General features: G+C 72.2%; 19 protein-coding genes and 1 riboswitch. Of the genes, 5 read left to right on the top strand and 14 right to left on the bottom strand.

Translation table 11 applies throughout. The features are described 5' to 3' along the window. Nucleotides 1-145: 145 nt before the first annotated feature. The 4 genes from J8M51_RS10750 to J8M51_RS10735 all read right to left on the bottom strand — a co-directional run bounded on the left by J8M51_RS10750 (nt 146) and on the right by J8M51_RS10735 (nt 5,089). Nucleotides 146-571: a GNAT family N-acetyltransferase gene (locus J8M51_RS10750; protein WP_086761399.1), complete on the bottom strand. Its 426-nt coding sequence runs from the start codon at nt 569-571 to the stop codon at nt 146-148. A gap of 103 nt (nt 572-674) precedes the next feature. After that, nucleotides 675-1,556: an LLM class F420-dependent oxidoreductase gene (locus J8M51_RS10745; protein WP_086761401.1), complete on the bottom strand. Its 882-nt coding sequence runs from the start codon at nt 1,554-1,556 to the stop codon at nt 675-677. Nucleotides 1,557-1,680: 124 nt separating this feature from the next. Then, entirely contained in the window at nt 1,681-4,251 is a 2,571-nt protein-coding gene (locus J8M51_RS10740) for an ABC transporter permease (RefSeq protein WP_267299136.1), read from the bottom strand. A gap of 4 nt (nt 4,252-4,255) precedes the next feature. Continuing rightward, nucleotides 4,256-5,089 carry an ABC transporter ATP-binding protein gene (locus J8M51_RS10735; RefSeq protein ID WP_086755577.1) on the bottom strand — a complete coding sequence of 278 codons (834 nt, stop codon included), beginning with the start codon at nt 5,087-5,089 and terminating at the stop codon, nt 4,256-4,258. A gap of 229 nt (nt 5,090-5,318) precedes the next feature. Here J8M51_RS10735 and J8M51_RS10730 point away from each other — a divergent pair, with 229 nt between their 5' ends. After that, nucleotides 5,319-5,582, top strand: coding sequence for a toxin-antitoxin system HicB family antitoxin (locus J8M51_RS10730; protein WP_086755576.1), 264 nt, complete (start codon nt 5,319-5,321; stop codon nt 5,580-5,582). A 4-nt stretch (nt 5,583-5,586) separates the two neighbouring features. Then, a complete protein-coding gene (locus J8M51_RS10725; RefSeq protein ID WP_086755575.1) occupies nt 5,587-5,961 on the top strand; it encodes a fic family toxin-antitoxin system, toxin component in 375 nt (124 codons plus the stop codon). Here J8M51_RS10725 and J8M51_RS10720 read toward each other — a convergent pair. Then, nucleotides 5,930-6,634, bottom strand: a complete 705-nt coding sequence (locus J8M51_RS10720; RefSeq protein ID WP_086755574.1) for a class I SAM-dependent methyltransferase — start codon at nt 6,632-6,634, stop codon at nt 5,930-5,932. The two genes, J8M51_RS10725 and J8M51_RS10720, sit on opposite strands and share 32 nt — an antisense overlap. A 148-nt stretch (nt 6,635-6,782) precedes the next feature. Further along, nucleotides 6,783-7,469, bottom strand: a complete 687-nt coding sequence (locus J8M51_RS10715; RefSeq protein WP_086755573.1) for an esterase/lipase family protein — start codon at nt 7,467-7,469, stop codon at nt 6,783-6,785. A 169-nt stretch (nt 7,470-7,638) separates the two neighbouring features. On the opposite strand from J8M51_RS10715, the gene J8M51_RS10710 reads away from it, so the two are divergent. After that, on the top strand, nt 7,639-9,795 hold the full coding sequence (locus J8M51_RS10710; RefSeq protein ID WP_256964560.1) for a helix-turn-helix transcriptional regulator: 2,157 nt from the start codon (nt 7,639-7,641) through the stop codon (nt 9,793-9,795). Nucleotides 9,796-9,828: 33 nt separating this feature from the next. Here J8M51_RS10710 and bioD read toward each other — a convergent pair whose 3' ends face one another. From bioD to bioB, 3 genes are read right to left on the bottom strand one after another with little or no spacing between them, the layout of a single operon-like run. Beyond that, the gene (gene bioD, locus J8M51_RS10705) at nt 9,829-10,554 is read right to left on the bottom strand and encodes a dethiobiotin synthase (protein ID WP_086755572.1); all 726 of its coding nucleotides are present in this window, start codon (nt 10,552-10,554) and stop codon (nt 9,829-9,831) included. A gap of 1 nt (nt 10,555) precedes the next feature. Beyond that, complete coding sequence (locus J8M51_RS10700) at nt 10,556-11,845, bottom strand: adenosylmethionine--8-amino-7-oxononanoate transaminase (RefSeq protein ID WP_086755571.1); 1,290 nt, start codon at nt 11,843-11,845, stop codon at nt 10,556-10,558. Continuing rightward, nucleotides 11,838-13,076, bottom strand: coding sequence for a biotin synthase BioB (gene bioB / locus J8M51_RS10695; RefSeq protein WP_086755570.1), 1,239 nt, complete (start codon nt 13,074-13,076; stop codon nt 11,838-11,840). The genes J8M51_RS10700 and bioB overlap by 8 nt, the downstream gene beginning before the upstream one ends. Before the next feature lie 198 nt (nt 13,077-13,274). Between bioB and J8M51_RS10690 the strand changes: the two genes are divergently transcribed. Continuing rightward, a complete protein-coding gene (locus J8M51_RS10690) occupies nt 13,275-14,405 on the top strand; it encodes an 8-amino-7-oxononanoate synthase (RefSeq protein WP_086755569.1) in 1,131 nt (376 codons plus the stop codon). A gap of 57 nt (nt 14,406-14,462) precedes the next feature. On the opposite strand, the gene J8M51_RS10685 is transcribed toward J8M51_RS10690, so the two are convergent. Together J8M51_RS10685 and J8M51_RS10680 are read right to left on the bottom strand one after the other, a co-directional pair. Continuing rightward, nucleotides 14,463-14,687, bottom strand: a complete 225-nt coding sequence (locus J8M51_RS10685; protein WP_086755568.1) for a DUF397 domain-containing protein — start codon at nt 14,685-14,687, stop codon at nt 14,463-14,465. Nucleotides 14,688-14,696: 9 nt separating this feature from the next. Continuing rightward, on the bottom strand, nt 14,697-15,557 hold the full coding sequence (locus J8M51_RS10680; RefSeq protein WP_086755567.1) for a helix-turn-helix domain-containing protein: 861 nt from the start codon (nt 15,555-15,557) through the stop codon (nt 14,697-14,699). Nucleotides 15,558-15,804: 247 nt separating this feature from the next. Here J8M51_RS10680 and J8M51_RS10675 point away from each other — a divergent pair, with 247 nt between their 5' ends. After that, on the top strand, nt 15,805-16,263 hold the full coding sequence (locus tag J8M51_RS10675; RefSeq protein WP_086755566.1) for an ATP-binding protein: 459 nt from the start codon (nt 15,805-15,807) through the stop codon (nt 16,261-16,263). Here J8M51_RS10675 and J8M51_RS10670 read toward each other — a convergent pair. The 3 genes from J8M51_RS10670 to J8M51_RS10660 all read right to left on the bottom strand — a co-directional run bounded on the left by J8M51_RS10670 (nt 16,235) and on the right by J8M51_RS10660 (nt 18,269). After that, entirely contained in the window at nt 16,235-16,741 is a 507-nt protein-coding gene (locus J8M51_RS10670; protein WP_086755565.1) for a DUF6328 family protein, read from the bottom strand. The genes J8M51_RS10675 and J8M51_RS10670 overlap by 29 nt on opposite strands. 145 nt (nt 16,742-16,886) lie before the next feature. Next, entirely contained in the window at nt 16,887-17,360 is a 474-nt protein-coding gene (locus J8M51_RS10665; RefSeq protein ID WP_086755564.1) for a C40 family peptidase, read from the bottom strand. 3 nt (nt 17,361-17,363) lie between these two features. Next, a riboswitch (cyclic di-AMP (ydaO/yuaA leader) is annotated at nt 17,364-17,534 on the bottom strand. Nucleotides 17,535-17,951: 417 nt separating this feature from the next. Next, nucleotides 17,952-18,269 carry a hypothetical protein gene (locus J8M51_RS10660; RefSeq protein ID WP_086755563.1) on the bottom strand — a complete coding sequence of 106 codons (318 nt, stop codon included), beginning with the start codon at nt 18,267-18,269 and terminating at the stop codon, nt 17,952-17,954. Between the last annotated feature and the right edge of the window lie 2 nt (nt 18,270-18,271).

Below are 18,271 nucleotides of genomic sequence, written 5' to 3'. Positions count from 1 at the left end.
TCGTGCACCGGCTCGGGTACGGGGTGTACCGAGGCGGGTACTGGGAGGCTCGCCCATGGGCGGACGCTCACAACCTTTCCGTAGAGGTTGACGGGTCCACCCATGGTAAAGGACCGGCAAAGGAGTGTCGGTGCCGAGCGGAAGGTCAGTCCCCGAGCGGCTTCACCCATCGCCGCCACTTCTCCTCGGGCGCGTACCCCGCCGCCCGCCACGCATGCTGGGCCGTCTCGTTGCGGACGAGCACCATGGCGTCGCCGCGCCGCCCGCCGAGCCGGACGAAGCGCTCCTCGGCCGCGGTGAGCAGCGCCGAGCCGATGCCCCTGCGCCGGCGCTCCGGGTGCACCGCGAGCCGGTAGAGATGGCACCGCCAGCCGTCGAAACCGGCGATGACCGTGCCCACCAGTTCGCCGTCCAGCTCCGCGAGGATGAGGGTCTCGGGATCACGGGCCACCAGCCGCTCGACGCCCCCGCGGTCGTCACTGATGCTCGTGCCCTCGGCGGCGACCTTCCAGAAGGCGAGGACGGCGTCGAGGTCGGCGGGTGTCGCGGCCCGTATACGCAAGTCGATCATGGACCGATCCCATCACGAGGCCCGGACGGCGGCCTGGAATTCCAGGATCCGGACAGCGGCCGCCCGGCGGACCCGTGCCGGCCCCGTCGGCGCCGCCGCCCCGTCACCGCCCCCGCAGCGCCTCGACGATCTTCGCGAAGGTCTCCATGTTCGGCTCCAGCACGGTCAGATACGAGAACCCGTACCGCTCCCGCTGCGCCAGCACCTGGTCGACGATCTCCTCCAGGGTCCCCACGAGGATCAGCGGCAGCCCCAGGACCTGCTCCTCGCTCAGGTGCGGGAGGTGGCCGAGCCACGGCCGTACGGCGGCGCCGCGGTCGTCGGTGAGTTCGACGATCTGGATCAGCAGGTTGAGTTCGGCGGGCTCCTTCCGCCCGGCCGCGAACTCCTGGTAGCGGCCGACGCGTTCGTCGAGTTCCCCGGCCGTCAGCGGTTCCAGCCTGCCGCCCGCCGCCGTCCGCGCGCCCGTGAACGCCGCGATGTCCGCGTGCTCGGCGGTGATCCGCAGCATCCGGTCGCCGTTGGCGCCGATGAGCAGCGGCACCCGGGGCCGCTGCGCGGGCCGCGGTTCGTGCTCCTCGGAGCCGAGCAGCCGGTCCAACTCCTCGACCGTACGCCGCAGATGCGCGACCCGCTCGCCCGCCGACCCCCAGGGCAGCCCGGCCTTCTCGTGCTCGGCCGGTACGTACCCGGTGCCGAGTCCCAGCTCCAGCCGCCCGCCGGTCAGGGTGTCCGTGGTGGCGACCTCGCGGGCCAGCAGCGCCGGGTTCCAGAAGCCCGCGTTGAGCACGAACGTGCCGAGCCGGGGGCGCTCGGTCGCCTCCGCCGCCGCGACCAGCGACGGGAACGGGGCAGGCATGCCCAGATGGTCCGGGACCAGGATCACGTCGTACCCGAGCTGTTCGGCCCGGCGGCACTTGGCGCGCCACTCCTCTCCCGACGTGGGGCTGAGCAGATTGACTCCGAAACGGAACGGGCGCGGCATGAACTCTCCTCACCTAAAAGGGACTTGAGCCGTCTACCCGGCGAGTGCACCACTCGTGCGCGGGCGAGTCCACCAGGCGTGCCGGGGTGAGTGCCTCCCGCGTGCGCGGCAGCGCGAGGCCGTCTCACTCGTGCGCGATGGCCGCCAGCACGTTCATCCGCGAGGCGCGCAGCGCGGGCAGCAGGGCCGCGACGACACCCACCACCGCCGAGCCGATCACCACGGCGACGACCGTGCCCCACGGGATCGCCAGCGCCTTCATGCCCTGCAGCGCCAGCACCTGCTGCACACACACGCCCCAGACCAGGCCCAGCGCGAGGCCGAGGACCGCCCCGAACACGGCGATCATCACCGACTCCAGCCGGATCATCCGGCGCAGCTGCCGCCGGGCCAGCCCGATCGCGCGCAGCAGCCCGATCTCCCGGGTCCGCTCGACGACCGACAGGGCGAGGGTGTTGACCACGCCGAGCACCGCGATCACGATCGCCAGCCCGAGCAACGCGTAGACCAGATAGAGGAGTACGGCGATCTGGCCCCGGATCAGCTCCTTGTAGTCGGCCTGGTCGCGGACCTGCACCTGCGGATACGCCTCCAGTGTCCGGTCCAGGTTCGCGCGCAGCTCGTCGGCGCCGACGCCGGACCCGGCGTTCACGTACAGCGACGAGTCCTGGCCGTCGGGCACGTACTTCTCGATGGTGCCCGTCCCGAAGTAGATCCCGCCCTGCATCCCGAAGCCGTCGGCGGTGTCCTGGTCGGTGAGCGCGCCGACCTTCAGCTCGGCGTTCTTCCCGGCCGGGAACCGCACGGGGATCGTGCTGCCCACCTTCACGTCGTGCTCGCGGGCGAAGTCCACGTCCATCGCGAGGGCGCCGTCCGCCAGTGCGGCGGCGCTGTCGCCCTGGGCGTAGGTGACGTTGGCGACCTCGTCGAGCCGCGGGTCGTAGGCGGCGGCGGTCGTCTCGACCCGGTCGCCGTCCGGCAGTCGCACCTCGACCGGCGTGAAACGCTGCCGTACGACGAGTCCGGCGCCGTCCGTGGCGCGGACCTTGGCGGTGACCTCCTGCGGGAACGGCATGAAGTTCTGGTTCTGGATGACGAAGTCGGCGCCGAGGGTCTTGTCGATCTCGTCGTCGAAGGACTTGGTCATCGACGCGCTGGCCACGGACATCCCGCCGACCAGCGCGATCCCCACCATCAGCGCGGCGGCGGTGGCCCCGGTCCGGCGCGGGTTGCGCAGGGCGTTGCGCTGGCTCATCCGGCCGACGGAACCGAACAGCGCGGGGAAGGCGCCGCCGAGGACCCGGATCACCGGCCGGACCAGCAGCGGTCCCGCGATGACCGTGGCGACGAGCGTGAGGACCACGCCGAGGCCGAGCAGGGAGGCCGCCGAGCCGGTGTCCGAGGACACCGCGCACCCCACGAGCGCGGCGGCACCGGCCGCCCCGACCACGGCGCCGACGATCGCGCGCACCTTCAGCGGCCGTCCCACCCCGGCGATCTCGGCGTCGGAGAGCGCCGCCATCGGCGACACGGTCGACGCCCGCCGGGCCGGCAGATAGGCCGCCACGAAGGTGACGCCGAGCCCGACGACGTAGGCCGCGATCGGCGTGCCCACGCCGATCACCATCTCGGCCGAGCTGAGGTTCATGCCGAAGGCGCCCATCAGCTCGATCAGCCCGAAGGCCAGGGCGATGCCCACGGCGAGGCCGGCCGTCGACCCGACCAGGCCGAGGAGCGCCGCCTCGGTGAGCACCGACCGCCGCACCTGCCGCCGGTCGGCGCCCAGCGCCCGCAACAGGCCCAGTTCACGGGTGCGTTGGGCGATCAGCATGGAGAAGGTGTTGACGATGAGGAAGACGCCCACGAGCGTGGCGATACCGGCGAATCCCAGCATCACGTACTTGATGACGTCGAGGAATCCGCCGAGCGAGGCGGCGGCGGACTCGGCCTGTTCGTCGGCCGTCTGGTAGTCGTACGCCGTCGGTCCCAGCTCGTCGGCGATCCGCCGCTTGAGCACGTCGTCGCCGACACCCGGCTCGGCGGTCACCGAGATGGTGGTGGCGGCGTCGGGGTCGCCCAGCAGTTCGGTCTGCGCGGCCCGGGTGTCGAGGAAGACCAGCGCGGCGCCGGGGTTGGTGGTGGTGAAGGTGGCGATGCCGACGACCTCGACCTTGAAGGAGCCCGGCTGGGCGAGCACCGTCAGGGTGTCGCCGATCTTCACGTCCTTGTTCTTCGCGGTGTCCGCGTCGAGCAGTGCCTGACCGGGGCCCTCGGGTGCGTGTCCGCTGGTCAGCTTCACCGGGCTGCGGTCGGTGAGGTACCAGTTGGTGGCGATGGTGGGGGCGCCGGTCGTGGGCCCCACCGACTCGTTCTCGCTGTCGACGACCGTGACGTTCTCGACGGCCGCGTCGACATGGGTGTCCGCGACGCCGTCGATGCCCGCGACCCGCTGGGCGAGCGAGGCGGGGACGGTCTCGACGGCACCGGTCGGCAGCTGCCCGGACAGGTCGTCGTCCTTGGGGCCCACGGTCACATCGGCCGAGGTGGAGGCGAAGAGCCGGTCGAAGGTACGGGTGACCGTGTCCGAGAAGATCAGGCTGCCCGAGACGAACGCCACGGACAGCACGACCGCGAGCGCCGAGAGCAGCAGCCGCCCCTTGTGCGCGAGGAAACTCCGCAGGGTCGCCTTGAGCACGGTGTCAGTCCTTGTCGAGGTCGGTGGCGGCGGGGGCCGGGGCGCCCTCCGGTCCGAAGGTCGCCCGGATCGTGTCGAACCGCTTCATGCGCTCCAGCACCGCGTCCGCCGACGGCCGCTCCATCCGGTCCACGATCCGCCCGTCCGCGAGGAAGAGCACCAGGTCGGAGTGGGCGGCGGCGCCCGGGTCGTGGGTGACCATGACGACCGTCTGGCCCAGCTGGTCGACCGCCTCGCGCAGGAAGCCGAGCACTTCGAGCCCGGCACGGGAGTCGAGGTTGCCGGTCGGTTCGTCGGCGAAGATCAGCTCGGGCCGGGAGGCGAGCGCGCGGGCGCAGGCGACGCGCTGCTGCTGGCCGCCGGAGAGCTGCGAGGGCCGGTGCCCCAGCCGGTCCCGCAGCCCGAGGGTGTCGATGACCTGGTCCAGCCACTTCTCGTCGGGCTTCTTGCCCGCGATGTCCATCGGCAGGGTGATGTTCTCGGCCGCGTTCAGTGTGGGGATCAGATTGAAGGACTGGAACATGAAGCCGATCCGGTCCCGGCGCAGCCGTGTCAGATCACGCTCCTTCAGCCCGGTGATCTCGGTGTCCCCGAGCCACACCTGTCCGGCCGAGACGGTGTCGAGCCCCGCCAGGCAGTGCATCAGCGTGGACTTCCCCGAGCCCGAGGGGCCCATGACCGCGGTGAACCGGCCGCGTGCGATGTCCACGTCGACCGAGTCGAGGGCGAGCACCGTCGTCTCGCCCGAGCCGTACGCCTTCGTCAGGGCCCGGGCGCGGGCGGCGATGCCGTCGGCTTCCGCGCGGCCGAGGGGGTGCTCAGCGGCAGCAGTGGACAAAACGGCCTCCAGGCTCGAACCAGTTCGAATTCCGGGCGTTCCCGGCCGAGCCTAGTGTGACGCGGGGCACAGTCGAAATCCTTCCGAAGTCCGAGACCGTCTCCGCCGCAGGTCGGGTTCCCGATATCGATGTAAGGGGCACCGAAACTGTGCCCCTAGGGGGCCCTCGGGAGCGGTGCCCGTACCGGTGCCCTTGCCTCCGCTAGCACTCCGGCGCTAGCGTCGAAGCATGGCCAAGACCCAGCTGAACGTACGGGTGGATGAGGACACGGCCCGGGCCGCCCGTGAACGAGCCCTGGAGCGCGGGATGAGTGTGAACCGGTACATCGAGGAGCTGGTCCGGCAGGACACCGGCGAAGCGGGCCATACCTTCGTCGAGTCCGCCGCCGACTTCATGAAGCAGTACGAGGCGGTCTTCGCCGAGGAGTTCGGCACCGAACCCGAAGGCCGGCGTGAACTCCGTCGCGAGGACCGGCACGAGGGACGTCGCTGATCCCTTGAGTCAGCTCCGCATCGACCTCGCCTGGCTCCTGATGGTCGCCGAACGCAAGACACCCGGAGACCCCCAGGTCACCGACTGGGGCGCCCTCGTCGCGGCCGTCGCCCGGCACGAGGCCCAGATCTTCGACGTCGCCGTGTACGACACCCCGCACGCGCGCGCCGCCGCCCTCCTCCAACTCCTGCTGCACGTCCCGGCACTGGAGCGCTCCAACGCGCTGTTCGCCTCCGCCGTCGCCTACGGCTATCTGGTGGCCAGCGGTGTCAAGGTCGTCACCACCGCCGAGCAGGTGCGCGAACTGGCCCGGCTGGTCAAGAGCGGCGAGGCGAGCGTGCACGACATCACCCGGGAGCTGCGCCAGTGGAGTCTGTGAGGCCGGTGGGCCAGGCCGAACGGGGCCGCCTCGCCCGGCCCAGCACACAGTAGGAACTGGGCAGCCTCGGCCCCTGCTCCGGCACCAGGACCTCCCGGACCGGGCCGGTCTCGAAGCCGGCGGCGCGGATCACGGCGACCGGGTCGCGGGACACATGGCAGCCGCCGAACAGCAGCGGCCACACCGAGCCGTCCAGCACCCGCTGGGCCGTCCGCATCGTCCGTCCGCCGCCCCGGCCGTGCTCGAAGAACCGCAGCTCGCCTCCGGGGCGCAGCACCCGCCGCACCTCGTTCAGCGAACGCCGCACGTCCCGCACACTGCACAGCACCAGGGACACCACGGCCGCGTCGAACGCCTCGCTCTTGACCGGCAGCGCCTCCGCCGCGCCCGGCACCACGTCCACCGGAACCTCGGCGCGCAGGGCGGACTCCAGGGCCAACCGCCGCAGGGAGTGCTCCGGTTCGATCGCCACCACCTCCGAGACCGTGCCCGGGTAGCGCGCGAAGTTCAGACCGTTCCCGGCGCCGATCTCGATCACCCGCCCCGAGAGCCCGGCGAGCAACTCGTCGCGCAGCGGCCCGATCCTCGGCTCCGCCGACACGCTGAGTCTGGCGTAGAACCGGGCGAAGAGGGGGTGGTGGACGGCGTCCTTCGCGGTGCGGGCGCGGGCCATGAGGACCTCCCGAAGAGGACGGCAGATACCGCGATTGTCCCCCGGGAAGCACCGGCTCACCCGTCGCACAGCCGTGGGGAACGACTGTGCGACGGGTGTGGGGGGAGCGCGGTGCGACGCGCCGGCGGCCCGTGCGCCGGGCGCCCGGTCAGGCGATGAAGTCCCGGACCTGCTCGTACACGCCGTGGTCGTTGTTCATCTCGTTGTGCGAGACACAGCCGACCTCCACGTTCGTCGCGCCGCTGAGGATCGCGGTGGTGTCCGGGGTGAGCGCGTCGTCGCAGTTGGACCAGTAGCTGGCGTACGACACACTGCCCGGCGTCTCGTCACCGGAGTTGAGCGACGTCAGGAACGAACTGCCGGTGTACATCTCCGAACAGGACGTGTAGAGCCACCGGCACCAACCGGCGACGGTCGTCCCGTGGTTCACCCCGGCCGCGGAGACGAAGTCGTCCACGGACGACGTCCCGCCGAGGTTCTTCAGGTAGTAGCGGGAGCTGAGCGCGCCCATGGAATGCACGACCACGTCGACCTTCGCGGCGCCCGTCGAGGCGCGCACACTGTCGATCTTGGTCTTCAGCTGGGCCGCCGTGGTGGCGTTCGACTGGCCCCAGTCGTAGGACCAGGAGTACAGCTCGGAGGACGTGTAGCCGTCGGCCTTGAAGTACGCGATCCAGTCGTCCCAGCTGCTGGACGAACTGCTCAGTCCGTGCACGAAGACGACCGGGTTGTGGGTGGCGGCCTGGGCGGAGGACGCAGAGAAGGAGAGCGACACAAGGAGCGTGCTGGTCACGGTCGCGAGGGCCGTGGCGATACGGCGCATGCGGCGATGCATGGTGCCTCCTGAAACGGGTGGGGTTCGTCAGGAGTGTCAGCGGGGTCTACGCGCGCCGCATCGGCGAAATCGCCGGTCTTTACTGGCCGGTTAACCCGCCAGTAACGTGATGAGCGTGGTGACTCCGGTGAACCCCCCACGACTTCCGCATCGCTCGCCACCGCCCCCCATGAACGTGTGGTCGAGCCCGGACACAGCGTCGGCCCCCGTGCCCACGCTGTCCGAAGGCGTGCGCGTACGGCTGCTGCACGCCGCCCACGGTGACCCACGGGCCGCCGCGGAACTCGCCGCGGCCCTGACCCGGCGCCAGCTCACGGGCCTCGACCCGCTGCCCGCCGAGCCCCTGACGCTGGCCCCCGCCCTGCTGCGCACCCACCGGCGGGAGGTACGGGCCCTGCCCGACGACACCCGCTTCCTGCTGCTCCTCGCCGCCGCCGACGAGTACCCGGTGCCGACCCACGCCTACGCGCGCGCCGTCACCGCCGCCGGCCTCGACACCCGCCCCCTCGATGCGGCGGAGGCGGCGGGCCTCGCCCACACCACCGCCCAGGGCATCGTCTTCCGGGACGCCTGGACCCGGATCGCCGTCTACGAGTCGGCGTCCATGGCCGACCGGCGCGAGGCCCACCGCCTCCTCGCCGCCGTGCTCAGCGGCGAGGGCGAGAGACCCGGCCGCTCCTGGCACCGGGCCGCCGCCGCCCTCGGACCCAGCCGCCGGCTCGCCGCCGAACTCCGGCTCGCGGCACGGGTGGCACGTGCCATCGGCGACCCCACCCTCGCCTCCGCCCTCGCCGAACGCGCCGCCGGCCTCACCCCCGAACCGGCCGAACGCGCGCCCCTGCTCGCCCAGGCCGCCGCCGAGGCCTGGCAGTCCGGCGACGGCGACCGGGCCCGCCGGCTCGTCGCCGCCACCGACGACGACGCCCTCGGCGGACTGCTCGCCCTGCGCGCCGGAAACGCCGCCGAGGCCTTCGACGCCCTGCTCACCGCCGCCGTCCGGCACGTCGGCGCCCCCACCCCGGACCGTGCCGCACACCTGCTCGCACGAGCCACCGAGGCGGCCATCTACACCGGGGACCTCCGCCGCTGCCGGGAGGCCGCCGCCGTCGCCGACGGACTCGGCATCCTCCCGCCCAGCACCCTCGGCGCACTCGCCGCCGCGTTCGAGGGACGCTACGACGACGCCCGTGACGTCCTCGAAGCCGCCGCCGACCGTTGCGGTCCCGGCGGCGACCCCACCCAGCTCATCCACTCCGGGATCGCCGCCCTCCTCCTCGGCGACCACACCCGTGCCTTCACCGCCACCGCCCGCGCCGCCGCCTCCGCACGGGCCCGCGGCGAGACGGTGACCGTGCCGCAGGCCATGGAGTTCCGGGCCTACGCCGAGTTCTGGACCGGACGCCCCAAGGCCGCCGAGGCCGCCGCCCTGGACGCCCTGCGCCAGGCGCACGCCACCGGGCAGGACAACGGCGCCTGCCATCTGCAGGCCGCCCTCGCGATGTTCGCCGCCGTCACCGGCGACGAGCAGGTGTGCCGGGAGCGCGCCGAGTCCGCCCGCGCCTACGCCCTGGAGCGCGGCCTCGGACTGCCCGCCGCGCTCGCCATCTTCGCCCTCGCCTTCCTCGACCTGAGCACCGGCCGGTACGCCGCCTCGGCCGCCCGGCTCCGCGCCCTCGCCGGGTTCGGCCCCGGACACGGCCACCGCGCCATCCGGCACCTCGCCACCCCGCACTACGTCGAGGCCGCCGTCCGTACCGGCGAGACCCGGGTGGCCGTCGCCGCGCACGCCGACTACGACCGCTGGGCCCGCACCGTCCGCAGCGCCGACGACCTCGCCCTCAGCGCCCGCTGCCGGGCCCTCCTCGCGACCGGGGAGGAGGCCGTCGAGCACTACCGCACCGCGCTCGACCTGCACGCCTCCGGCACCCGTGACTTCGAACGCGCCCGTACGGAACTCCTGTTCGGCAGCGCCCTGCGGCGGCTCCGCAACCGCACCGAGGCCCGCGACCGGCTGCACAGCGCGCTGGAGGCCTTCGACCACTTCGGCTCACCGCACTGCGCGGCCCAGGCCCGTGCGGAGCTCCGGGCCCTCGGGGAGCGCGCCCCCGCCGCGCCCGGCACCGAGGATCTCGCCGCCCGCCTCACCGCCCAGCAGCTGATGATCGCCCGCATGGCGGCGGAGGGCGCCACCAACCGGGAGATCGCCGCGCGGCTGCTGCTGAGCCCGCGCACGATCGACCACCATCTGCGGGGGGTGTTCTCGCGGTTGGGGATCAGGTCGCGGATCGAGTTGGTGCGGTTGCTGGGTGAGCAGTCGGCGCCGTGACAGCCGCGCCCCTGACGGGGCGCGCGGTCGGCCTCAGACGTCGGCGGAACCCTGCGCCGCCGTGAAAGCGGCGGCGTCCCACGCGCCGCCCAACCGCGGCGCCAGCCAACCCGTGGACGCCACGCGGAAGTCGGCCGGGGCCAACGCCCCCGCCCCCGCGGGCACCGCCCCCAGCAGCGGAGCGTTCGCCACCACCGGCAGGTCCGCCAGGTTGCAGCGGCACGCCAGGTCCGGCGAACCGGGCCAGCTGCCGATGACGACGCCCGCCAGCTCCAGCTCCCGCGCGGCGAGTTCGCGGGCCGTCAGCTCGGTCGTGTTCAGCGTGCCCAGCCCGGCCGGGGCGACCAGCAGGACCGGCGCCGCGAGCAGCCGTGCCGTGTCCGCCAGGGTGCCGCCCGCCTCGTCGAACCGGACGAGGAGGCCGCCCGCGCCCTCGACCAGGACCAGATCGTGGTCGACGGCCAGCTTGGCCGCCGCCTCGGCGACGTCCTCGGGGTGCACGGGCGGCAGCCCGGACCGCCGGGCCGCGGTCCCCGGGGCCAGGGGCTCGGGATAGCGCGCGAGCTCACGCGCCGTCACGGTCCCCGCGAGCCGGGCCACCTCGTCCGCGTCGCCGCGCTCGTCCGGCCGTACACCCGTCTGCGCGGGCTTGAGCACGGCCACGGACCGCCCGGCAGCGACGGCCGCCGCCGCGACGGCCGCCGTGACGACCGTCTTGCCGACCTCCGTGCCCGTCCCCGTGATCACCAGGACCGTCATGTCATCCCTCCCGCACGGCCGCGCACACCGCGCGCGCGATCCGCGCCACGTCCTCGTCGCCCGTGACGTACGGCGGCATCGTGTAGACGAGATCCCGGAAGGGCCGCAACCACACGCCCTCGCGGACCGCGGCCGCCGTCGCCGCCTCCATGTCCACCGGGTGGTCGAGCTGCACCACACCGATCGCGCCGAGGACGCGCACGTCCTTCACCCCCGGGACCTCGCGCGCCGGCGCGAGCCCGTCGCGCAGCCCCGTCTCGACGCGCTTGACCTCGGCGAGCCAGTCCTGACCGAGCAGCAGCTCGATCGAGGCACAGGCGACGGCCGCGGCCAGCGGGTTGCCCATGAAGGTGGGCCCATGGGCCAGCACCGGCACCTCGCCCCGGGAGATCCCGTCGGCCACCCGGGCGGTGCACAGCGCCGCCGCCATCGTCAGATAACCGCCGGTCAACGCCTTGCCGACACACATCACATCCGGCGTCACCGCCGCGTGGTCGGCCGCGAACAGCGCGCCCGTGCGCCCGAACCCGGTCGCGATCTCGTCGAACACCAGCAGCACGTCGTGCGCGTCGCACGCCTCGCGCAGCACCCGCAGATACGCGGGGGAGTGGAACCGCATTCCGCCCGCGCCCTGCACCACCGGCTCCACGATCACGGCGGCCAGATCGTCGGCGTGCCGTTCGATCGCCGAGCGCAGCTCCTGCGCGTACGCCTCCTCGTACTCCACCGGCGGCGGGTCCACGAACACCTGCCGGGGCAGGACGCCCTGCCACAGCTCGTGCATCCCGCCCTCGGGGTCGCACACCGACATCGGCTGCCAGGTGTCCCCGTGGTAGCCGCCGCGCCAGGTCAGCAGCCGCTGCTTGCCGGGACGCCCGAGCGAACGCCAGTACTGCAGGCACATCTTGACCGCGACCTCGACGGAGACCGACCCCGAGTCGGCGAGGAACACATGCTCCAGGCCCTCGGGGGACAGATCGACCAGGTGCTTCGCCAGCCGTACGGCGGGCTCGTGGGTGAGCCCGCCGAACATCACATGACTCATCCGGCCGAGCTGCTCGCGCACCGCCTCGTTCAGGACGGGGTGGTTGTAGCCGTGGATCGCCGACCACCACGAGGACATGCCGTCGACCAGCTCGCCCGAGCCGTCCGCGAGCCTCAGCCGGACCCCGCTCGCCGACTCCACGACGAGCGGGTCCCGCCGGCCCGGCATGGGCCCGTACGGATGCCACACATGCCGCCGGTCCAGCTCCAGCAGCTCCGGCACGGTCAGGTGGGGCTGATCAGGCATTGGGCGCGAGATCGGTGCCGGCACCCCGACGGCGTACGGCCACGAGATCCGTACGGGCCTCTCCGGCCGAGGTCTCGGCGGCCGGGGCCTCGGCGGCGGAACCGCACACCCCGCCCCCCGCGTGCGACCCGCAACCCGCGCCCGCGTGCGACCCGCAGCCGCCCTCGGCGTGCGACCCGCACCCGGCGCTCTCCCGCGACCCGCAACCCCCACCGGCGGCGACGTGCGCCCGGTGCTCCGGCAGGGTCACCTGGTCGGTGCCCTCCACCTCGAAGCCGGCGTCCGCGATCATCTCCAGGTCGGCCTTCCCCGCCTGGCCCTCGCTGGTGAGGTAGTCGCCGAGGAAGATGGAGTTGGCCAGGTGTAGGGCGAGCGGCTGCATCGTGCGGAGGTGGACCTCCCGGCCGCCCGCGATCCGCACCTCGCTGTCCGGGCAGACGAACCGGACCATCGCCAGGATGCGCAGACAGCGCTGCGGGGTGAGGTTCCACTCCTTGGCCAGCGGAGTGCCCTCGAACGGGATCAGGAAGTTCACCGGCACCGAGTCCGGGTCCAGTTCGCGCAGCGAGAAGACCACGTCGACCAGGTCCTCGTCGCTCTCGCCCATGCCCGCGATCAGCCCGGAGCACGCCGACAGACCGGCGGCGTGCGCCTTCTGCACGGTGTCCACCCGGTCGGCGTAGGTGTGGGTGGTCGTGATCTCGCCGTAGGTCGCCTCGGACGTGTTCAGGTTGTGGTTGTAGGCGTCCGCGCCCGCCTCACGCAGCCGTTCCGCCTGTCCGTCGGAGAGCAGGCCCAGACACGCGCAGACCTCGACGCCCTCGTTCTGGTCCTTGATCGTCCTGATCGTGTCGGAGACCCGGGCCACGTCCCGGTCGGTCGGACCGCGCCCGGACGCCACCAGACAGACCCGCTTGGCACCCCCGGCGAGCCCGGCCGCCGCGGCCTTGGACGCCTCGTCGGGCTTGAGCCAGCTGTACTTGAGGATGCCGGCGGTGGAGCCGAGCCGCTGGGAGCAGTAGGAGCAGTCCTCGGGGCAGAGCCCGGACTTGAGGTTGACCAGATAGTTCAGTTTCACCCGGCGCCCGTACCAGTGCCGGCGCACCTTCCCGGCCGCGGCCACCACGTCCAACAGCTCGTCGTCGGAGGTGCCGAGGACGGCGAGCGCCTCGGCACGGCTCAGCGGCTCGCGCCGCAGCCCCTTGTCCACCAGCGTGTTCAGCAGGTCCATGAGAGCCGATCCTGTCCTACGGGACCGCTCCCGGCCAAGGAGAGTTCGGACAACAGAGTGGGATCGGCGTGTGGGTATCACCACATCGTGGGCGGCCGGTCCTGCCGTTAGTGTCTGTGCACTGCCTACAAAAGCCCCCACCGGGACCGTCCACGACGGCCCGGCGCGCCGGGGTGCCCACACCACCCCGGAGGACCCATGGCGTTCGGCTGGATCGACGAGCAGGCCTCGGCGCGCCGCCGGGCCGGGCTCGTACGGACCCTGCGGCCCCGCCCCGCCGACTCGCCGCTGCTGGACCTCGCGAGCAACGACTACCTCGGTCTGGCCCGGCACCCCGAGATCACCGAGGGCGCCGCCGAGGCCGCGCGCCGGTGGGGCGGCGGGGCCACCGGCTCCCGGCTCGTCACCGGCACCACCGAGCTCCACGGCGAACTGGAACGGGAACTGGCCGACTTCTGCGGCTTCGAGGCCGCCCTCGTCTTCTCCTCCGGCTACGCCGCCAACCTCGCCGCCGTCACCGCGCTCGCCCCGCACGGCTCCCTGATCGTCTCCGACGCGGGCAACCACGCCTCCCTCATCGACGGCTGCCGACTGGCCCGGGGCACCACCCAGGTCGTCGCCCACGCCGACCCGGAGGCGGTCCGCAAGGCGCTGGGCACGGGCGGCGGGGCGCCCGCCGTCGCCGTCTCCGACACCGTCTTCTCCGTGGACGGCGACGCCGCCCCGCTGGCCGCCCTCGCCGCCGTCTGCCGGGAGTACGGCGCCGGGCTCGTCGTCGACGACGCCCACGGGCTCGGTGTGCTGGGCGACGGGGGCCGGGGCGCGGCGCACGCGGCCGGGCTCGCGGGCGACCCCGACGTGGTCGTGACGGTCACCCTGTCCAAGTCGCTGGGCAGCCAGGGCGGCGCCGTCCTCGGCCCGGCGAAGGTCATCGACCACCTGGTCAACGCGGCCCGCACGTTCATCTTCGACACGGGCCTCGCCCCGGCCGCCACCGGCGCGGCGCTCGCCGCGCTGCGGCTGCTGCGCCGCGAGCCGGAACGGGCGGCGCGGGCCCGGGAGGTGGCGCGGGAGCTGCACACACGGCTGACGGCGTCGGGCCATGAAGCGGTGCGGCCCGACGCCGCCGTGGTGTCCGTACGCGCGCCGTCGCCGGATCAGGCGGTCCGGTGGGCGGCGGACTGCCGGGCGGCGGGTCTCGCCGTCGGCTGTTTCCGCCCACCGTCCGTGCCCGACGGCGTCTCAAGGCTGCGGTTGACCGCCCGCGCGGATCTCACACAGGGGCAGATCGACCGAGCCGTGGGGATCATCGGCGATACGCGACCGTGAGTCGGCGTCCCGGCCGAGCGTCGCCGCAAGCGGAAGTGCGCACGCTGCCGGTGGTGGTCACCGCAGCGTGGTGATGAATCCCTCCCAGGCGTCGGGGTCGAACAGCAGGGCGGGCCCCGCCGTGTTCTTGGAGTCGCGTACGGCCACCAGACCGGCCCAGCGGCCGGACCCGGGACGGGCCGTCTCCACGCAGTTGTTCATTCCGGTGCTGCGGCTGCTGCGCAGCCATCGCACTTCGCGCAGTTCGGTACTGGTGGGTACGTTCCGAGGCAGTGCGGACATGGTGCCTCCTTACGCGCCGGCGGCTAGCCCGGCGATGTAATCCAACGAGTCCTCGGGCGAAAGGGCGTGGATCTGAAGGGCGTTGAAGGCCTCGACATACGCCTTGAGGTCTTCTTTCCGTTCGAGGTAGAGGCTACTCGTCAAGTGGTCGAGAACAACCACGTCCAGATCAGATGTGCTCCGAAATGAGAAAATTACGAAAGGGCCGGTGAGGCCGATATGCGCCCCGGCAGTGAACGGGAGCACCTGCAGTCGCACTTGGGGAAGGCGCGCCGCCTCCACCAGACGGACCAGCTGCCGGGTCATGATCTCGGGGCCGCCCACCTCACGTCGGAGAACGCCCTCGTCGAGCACCGCGCTCAGCCGCATCGGCGGGCTCCCGCGCAGCACTTCCTGCCGCGCGAGCCGCACCTCCACGAGCGCGTCGATTTTGTCGTCTTCCAGCCCCTCCACCGCGGCCCGGGTCACCGCCCGCGCGTACTCGGGGATCTGCAGCAGTCCCGGCACCACCGAGGTCTCCAGCGTCCGCATCCCGCCGGCCTGGGACTCCAGACTGATGAAGTCCCGGTACGTCGGCGGCAGTACACCCCGGTACGCGTGCCACCAGTTGTGCCGCCCGCCGCCGTCCTCGGAGCCCGCGAGCGCCAGCAGCAGTTCCCGTAACTCCGTGTCGTCGACCCCGTAGGCGTCCAGCAGCCTGCGGACGTCCGCGGGCTTCACCCCGCTGGCGCCCGTCTCGATCCGGCTCACCTTGGACTGGTGCCAGCCCACGCGATGGGCCGCCTCGATACTGGTGAGCGCGGAACGGGTGCGCAGGACACGCAACTCGGCACCGAGCTTGCGGCGGCGCACCGCCGGACCGTACTGCATGGGATTCTCCTTCCGCCCGGCGCGCGAAGTCGGGGTGACGACAGAGGATGGACGAAACCCTCACCCAAATACGGTCGGCCGTCGGATAGTTCACCGCTTCGAGCGACAGATATATGCATATCTTGGTGGATCGCCACCCGTGACGGCCCAGGTAGTGGCAGTCTGGCGCGAAGCACCAGTCCGGGACCGTAGTCGAACCATCCGCTCCCTGTCGGACACCGGTCCCGTGGGAAAGGGACGCCTCGCCATGGCAGATCACCTGGAAGCATCCGTCACTCTGCCGAGCGATCCCGCCTCGGTGTCCGCGGCCCGGAACTACGTCGCCAGTGTGCTCGCCGAATGGGGCCTGCCGGGCGACACCGACATCGCGGACACCGTGCGCCTGATCGTGTCCGAACTCGCCACCAACGCCGTCCAGCACACCCTGGGCCAGTCGCCCACGTTCACCGTGGACCTCGCGCTCGACCGGGACGAGCACTTGCGCATCGGCGTCACCGACAGTCACCCACGCTTCCCGAAACGGCTGCCGGCCGCCGTCCAGCAGGACAACGGCCGGGGCATGGTCATCATCCGCTGGCTGACCGCCGAGTGCGGCGGCAGGCTGAGCGTCAGACCCACACGGGAGGGCGGCAAGACGGTGGCGATCGAACTTCCGTGGACGGTTCCCGTCCAGCCGGTCACGGCCGGCGGTCCGCAGGAGACCTGAGGGAGTGCGCGCGTCCCACCAGCCGCGGCAGCACACCCCACAGGAACACACATCCGACGAGGGTGCCGGCCCCGGCGGCGATGCCGGCCGCCCGGTCGAGCGTCACATCCACGACCAGCAGGACGGATCCGGCGAAGGCGAGGATCAGCACCACCAGGCCCGCGCCGGCCAGCCGGGAGGAGACCCGGACGATGACGGGCTTGGCGTTCTGCCCGAAGAGCGAACGGTGCAGTGCGGCCGGGGCGGTGAAGAGGGCCGCAGCGAGGACCGCGAGGAGCAGGGTGGTGACATAGGTGGCGCGCTGCACGGAGTCCAGCTCCGGGAAGCGCGGGGTGAAGGCCAGCGTCAGCAGGAACGCGAAGAGGATCTGCACCCCCGTCTGGGTGACCCGCAGCTCCTGGAGCAGTTCGGAGAAGTTGCGGTCTGCGCGTTCGAGGGGGGTCTCGTTGCGTGCGGGGACGGTGTGTTCGTCGGCCATGGGCGGACGGGTAACCAGATCCGGCCATGGCACGCCTGTTCGAGGCGTGGTCGCCGGTGGGATGCCGGTCGGGGGCGCCCGTTGGCGGCACCCGTCGAGGGCGCCCGTCGGGGGCGGCGGAGCCTCCGCCGCCCCCGACGGTGGGTCAGCGGACCCGGCCGTACCAGACGTTCTTCGTCCAGAGCTTCTGCAGCCGGACGATGTCACCCGTCTTCGGCGAGTGCCAGATCTTTCCCTTCCCCGCGTAGATACCGACGTGATAGACGTTCGAGCCCGAGTGGAAGAAGACGAGGTCTCCGAGCTTGCGGCTGCTCGCGGAGATGTGCTTCGTCTTGTTGTACTGCTGCTGAGCAGTACGGGGCAGCTTCTTGCCCGCCTTCTTGAACGAGTAGAGCGTCAGCCCTGAGCAGTCGAACCTGCCCGGGCCCGTGGCGCCGTACTTGTAAGGGGAGCCCTTCTTGGAAGCCGCGACCTTGAGTGCCTTCGACGCCACTGTGGCGGCCTCGGCGCCGGATGCGGCGCCCGGGACCACGATGCTGCCGCTCACTGCGGCGATGGTGAGAGCCGAGGCCGTGCCGGCCCGGGTCAACAGCGACGGGACACGATTCAGCGCAGACATGCGCAACCCTTCGTCAGCCGCCTGTGAAGGATGACCTGTCGGATTCGGGCTGGCGAAGTTGCCCGGCCGCTGACGCGGCTTCACCCCAAGGGCTGCTCGGCCCGGTCATGGCTTGACCGTTCCGGCGACCCGTCGTGCTTGGGTCCTCCACTCCTGCCGATGCACTCCTGTCGACCGGTCATCCGGGTAGCGGCAGGACTCGGCGTCCACCCGGATCGCCCCGCCGCTGCGGCGGGGGCTTGTCGTCAGGAAGGGATCTTGGCGCACGGACGTCCGAAAATCCCAACGGAACCGTGGATTTGTGGTCTTACTCACCACTCGACCGTTCGGGTGGACAGAGCCTTTTCGGCTGTTGTGTCCCACTGGTCGAGGAGGTCCGCACCAGCACCGGAATGAGGCGTTCCGGCCATGTACCAGGCATGTTGCGCAACTTCACAGGTCCTCATGACGTATGGGCCGATGGGTCGATCACGGTAGGCCGTCCGGAGGGCGGGAAACCCGGACCGGACGCTCCGTCAGTAGTACGGCGAACGGCCCGGGATCGGTTCAGACGGCCGAGCGGTCCCGTGCGGGGGAGGTGAGTTCCTGTGCTCAGGCGGGCGAGTCCTCCGGCTCCGGGGGCAGGGCCACGCGGCCGGCCCGTCGTTCGCCGTCGAGGACCCGCAGCGCCCGCGCGAGGGTCGGGGCGTGCACCTCGTTCTCCCCGCGCCTGTGCATCAGTTCGAGCGCTTCGCGCAGTGCGATCGCCTTGGCGACGAGCGCCTGCGCCGCGCGCAACCCGCGGTAGGTGTCGCCCGGGCGAGCCGGATTGATCCGGCCGAGCAGATCGACCACGTCCAGGTAACGGTCGATCAGCTCCGCCTCGGCGCGGGTGAGCGCGGGCAGCGGCGGCAGTTCCGGTGGCAGCATCC

The organism is Streptomyces griseiscabiei, assembly GCF_020010925.1.
Lineage (GTDB): Bacteria > Actinomycetota > Actinomycetes > Streptomycetales > Streptomycetaceae > Streptomyces > Streptomyces griseiscabiei.
Note: the sequence above shows the minus strand (reverse complement) of the source record. Positions and strands in the feature narration are given on the sequence as shown.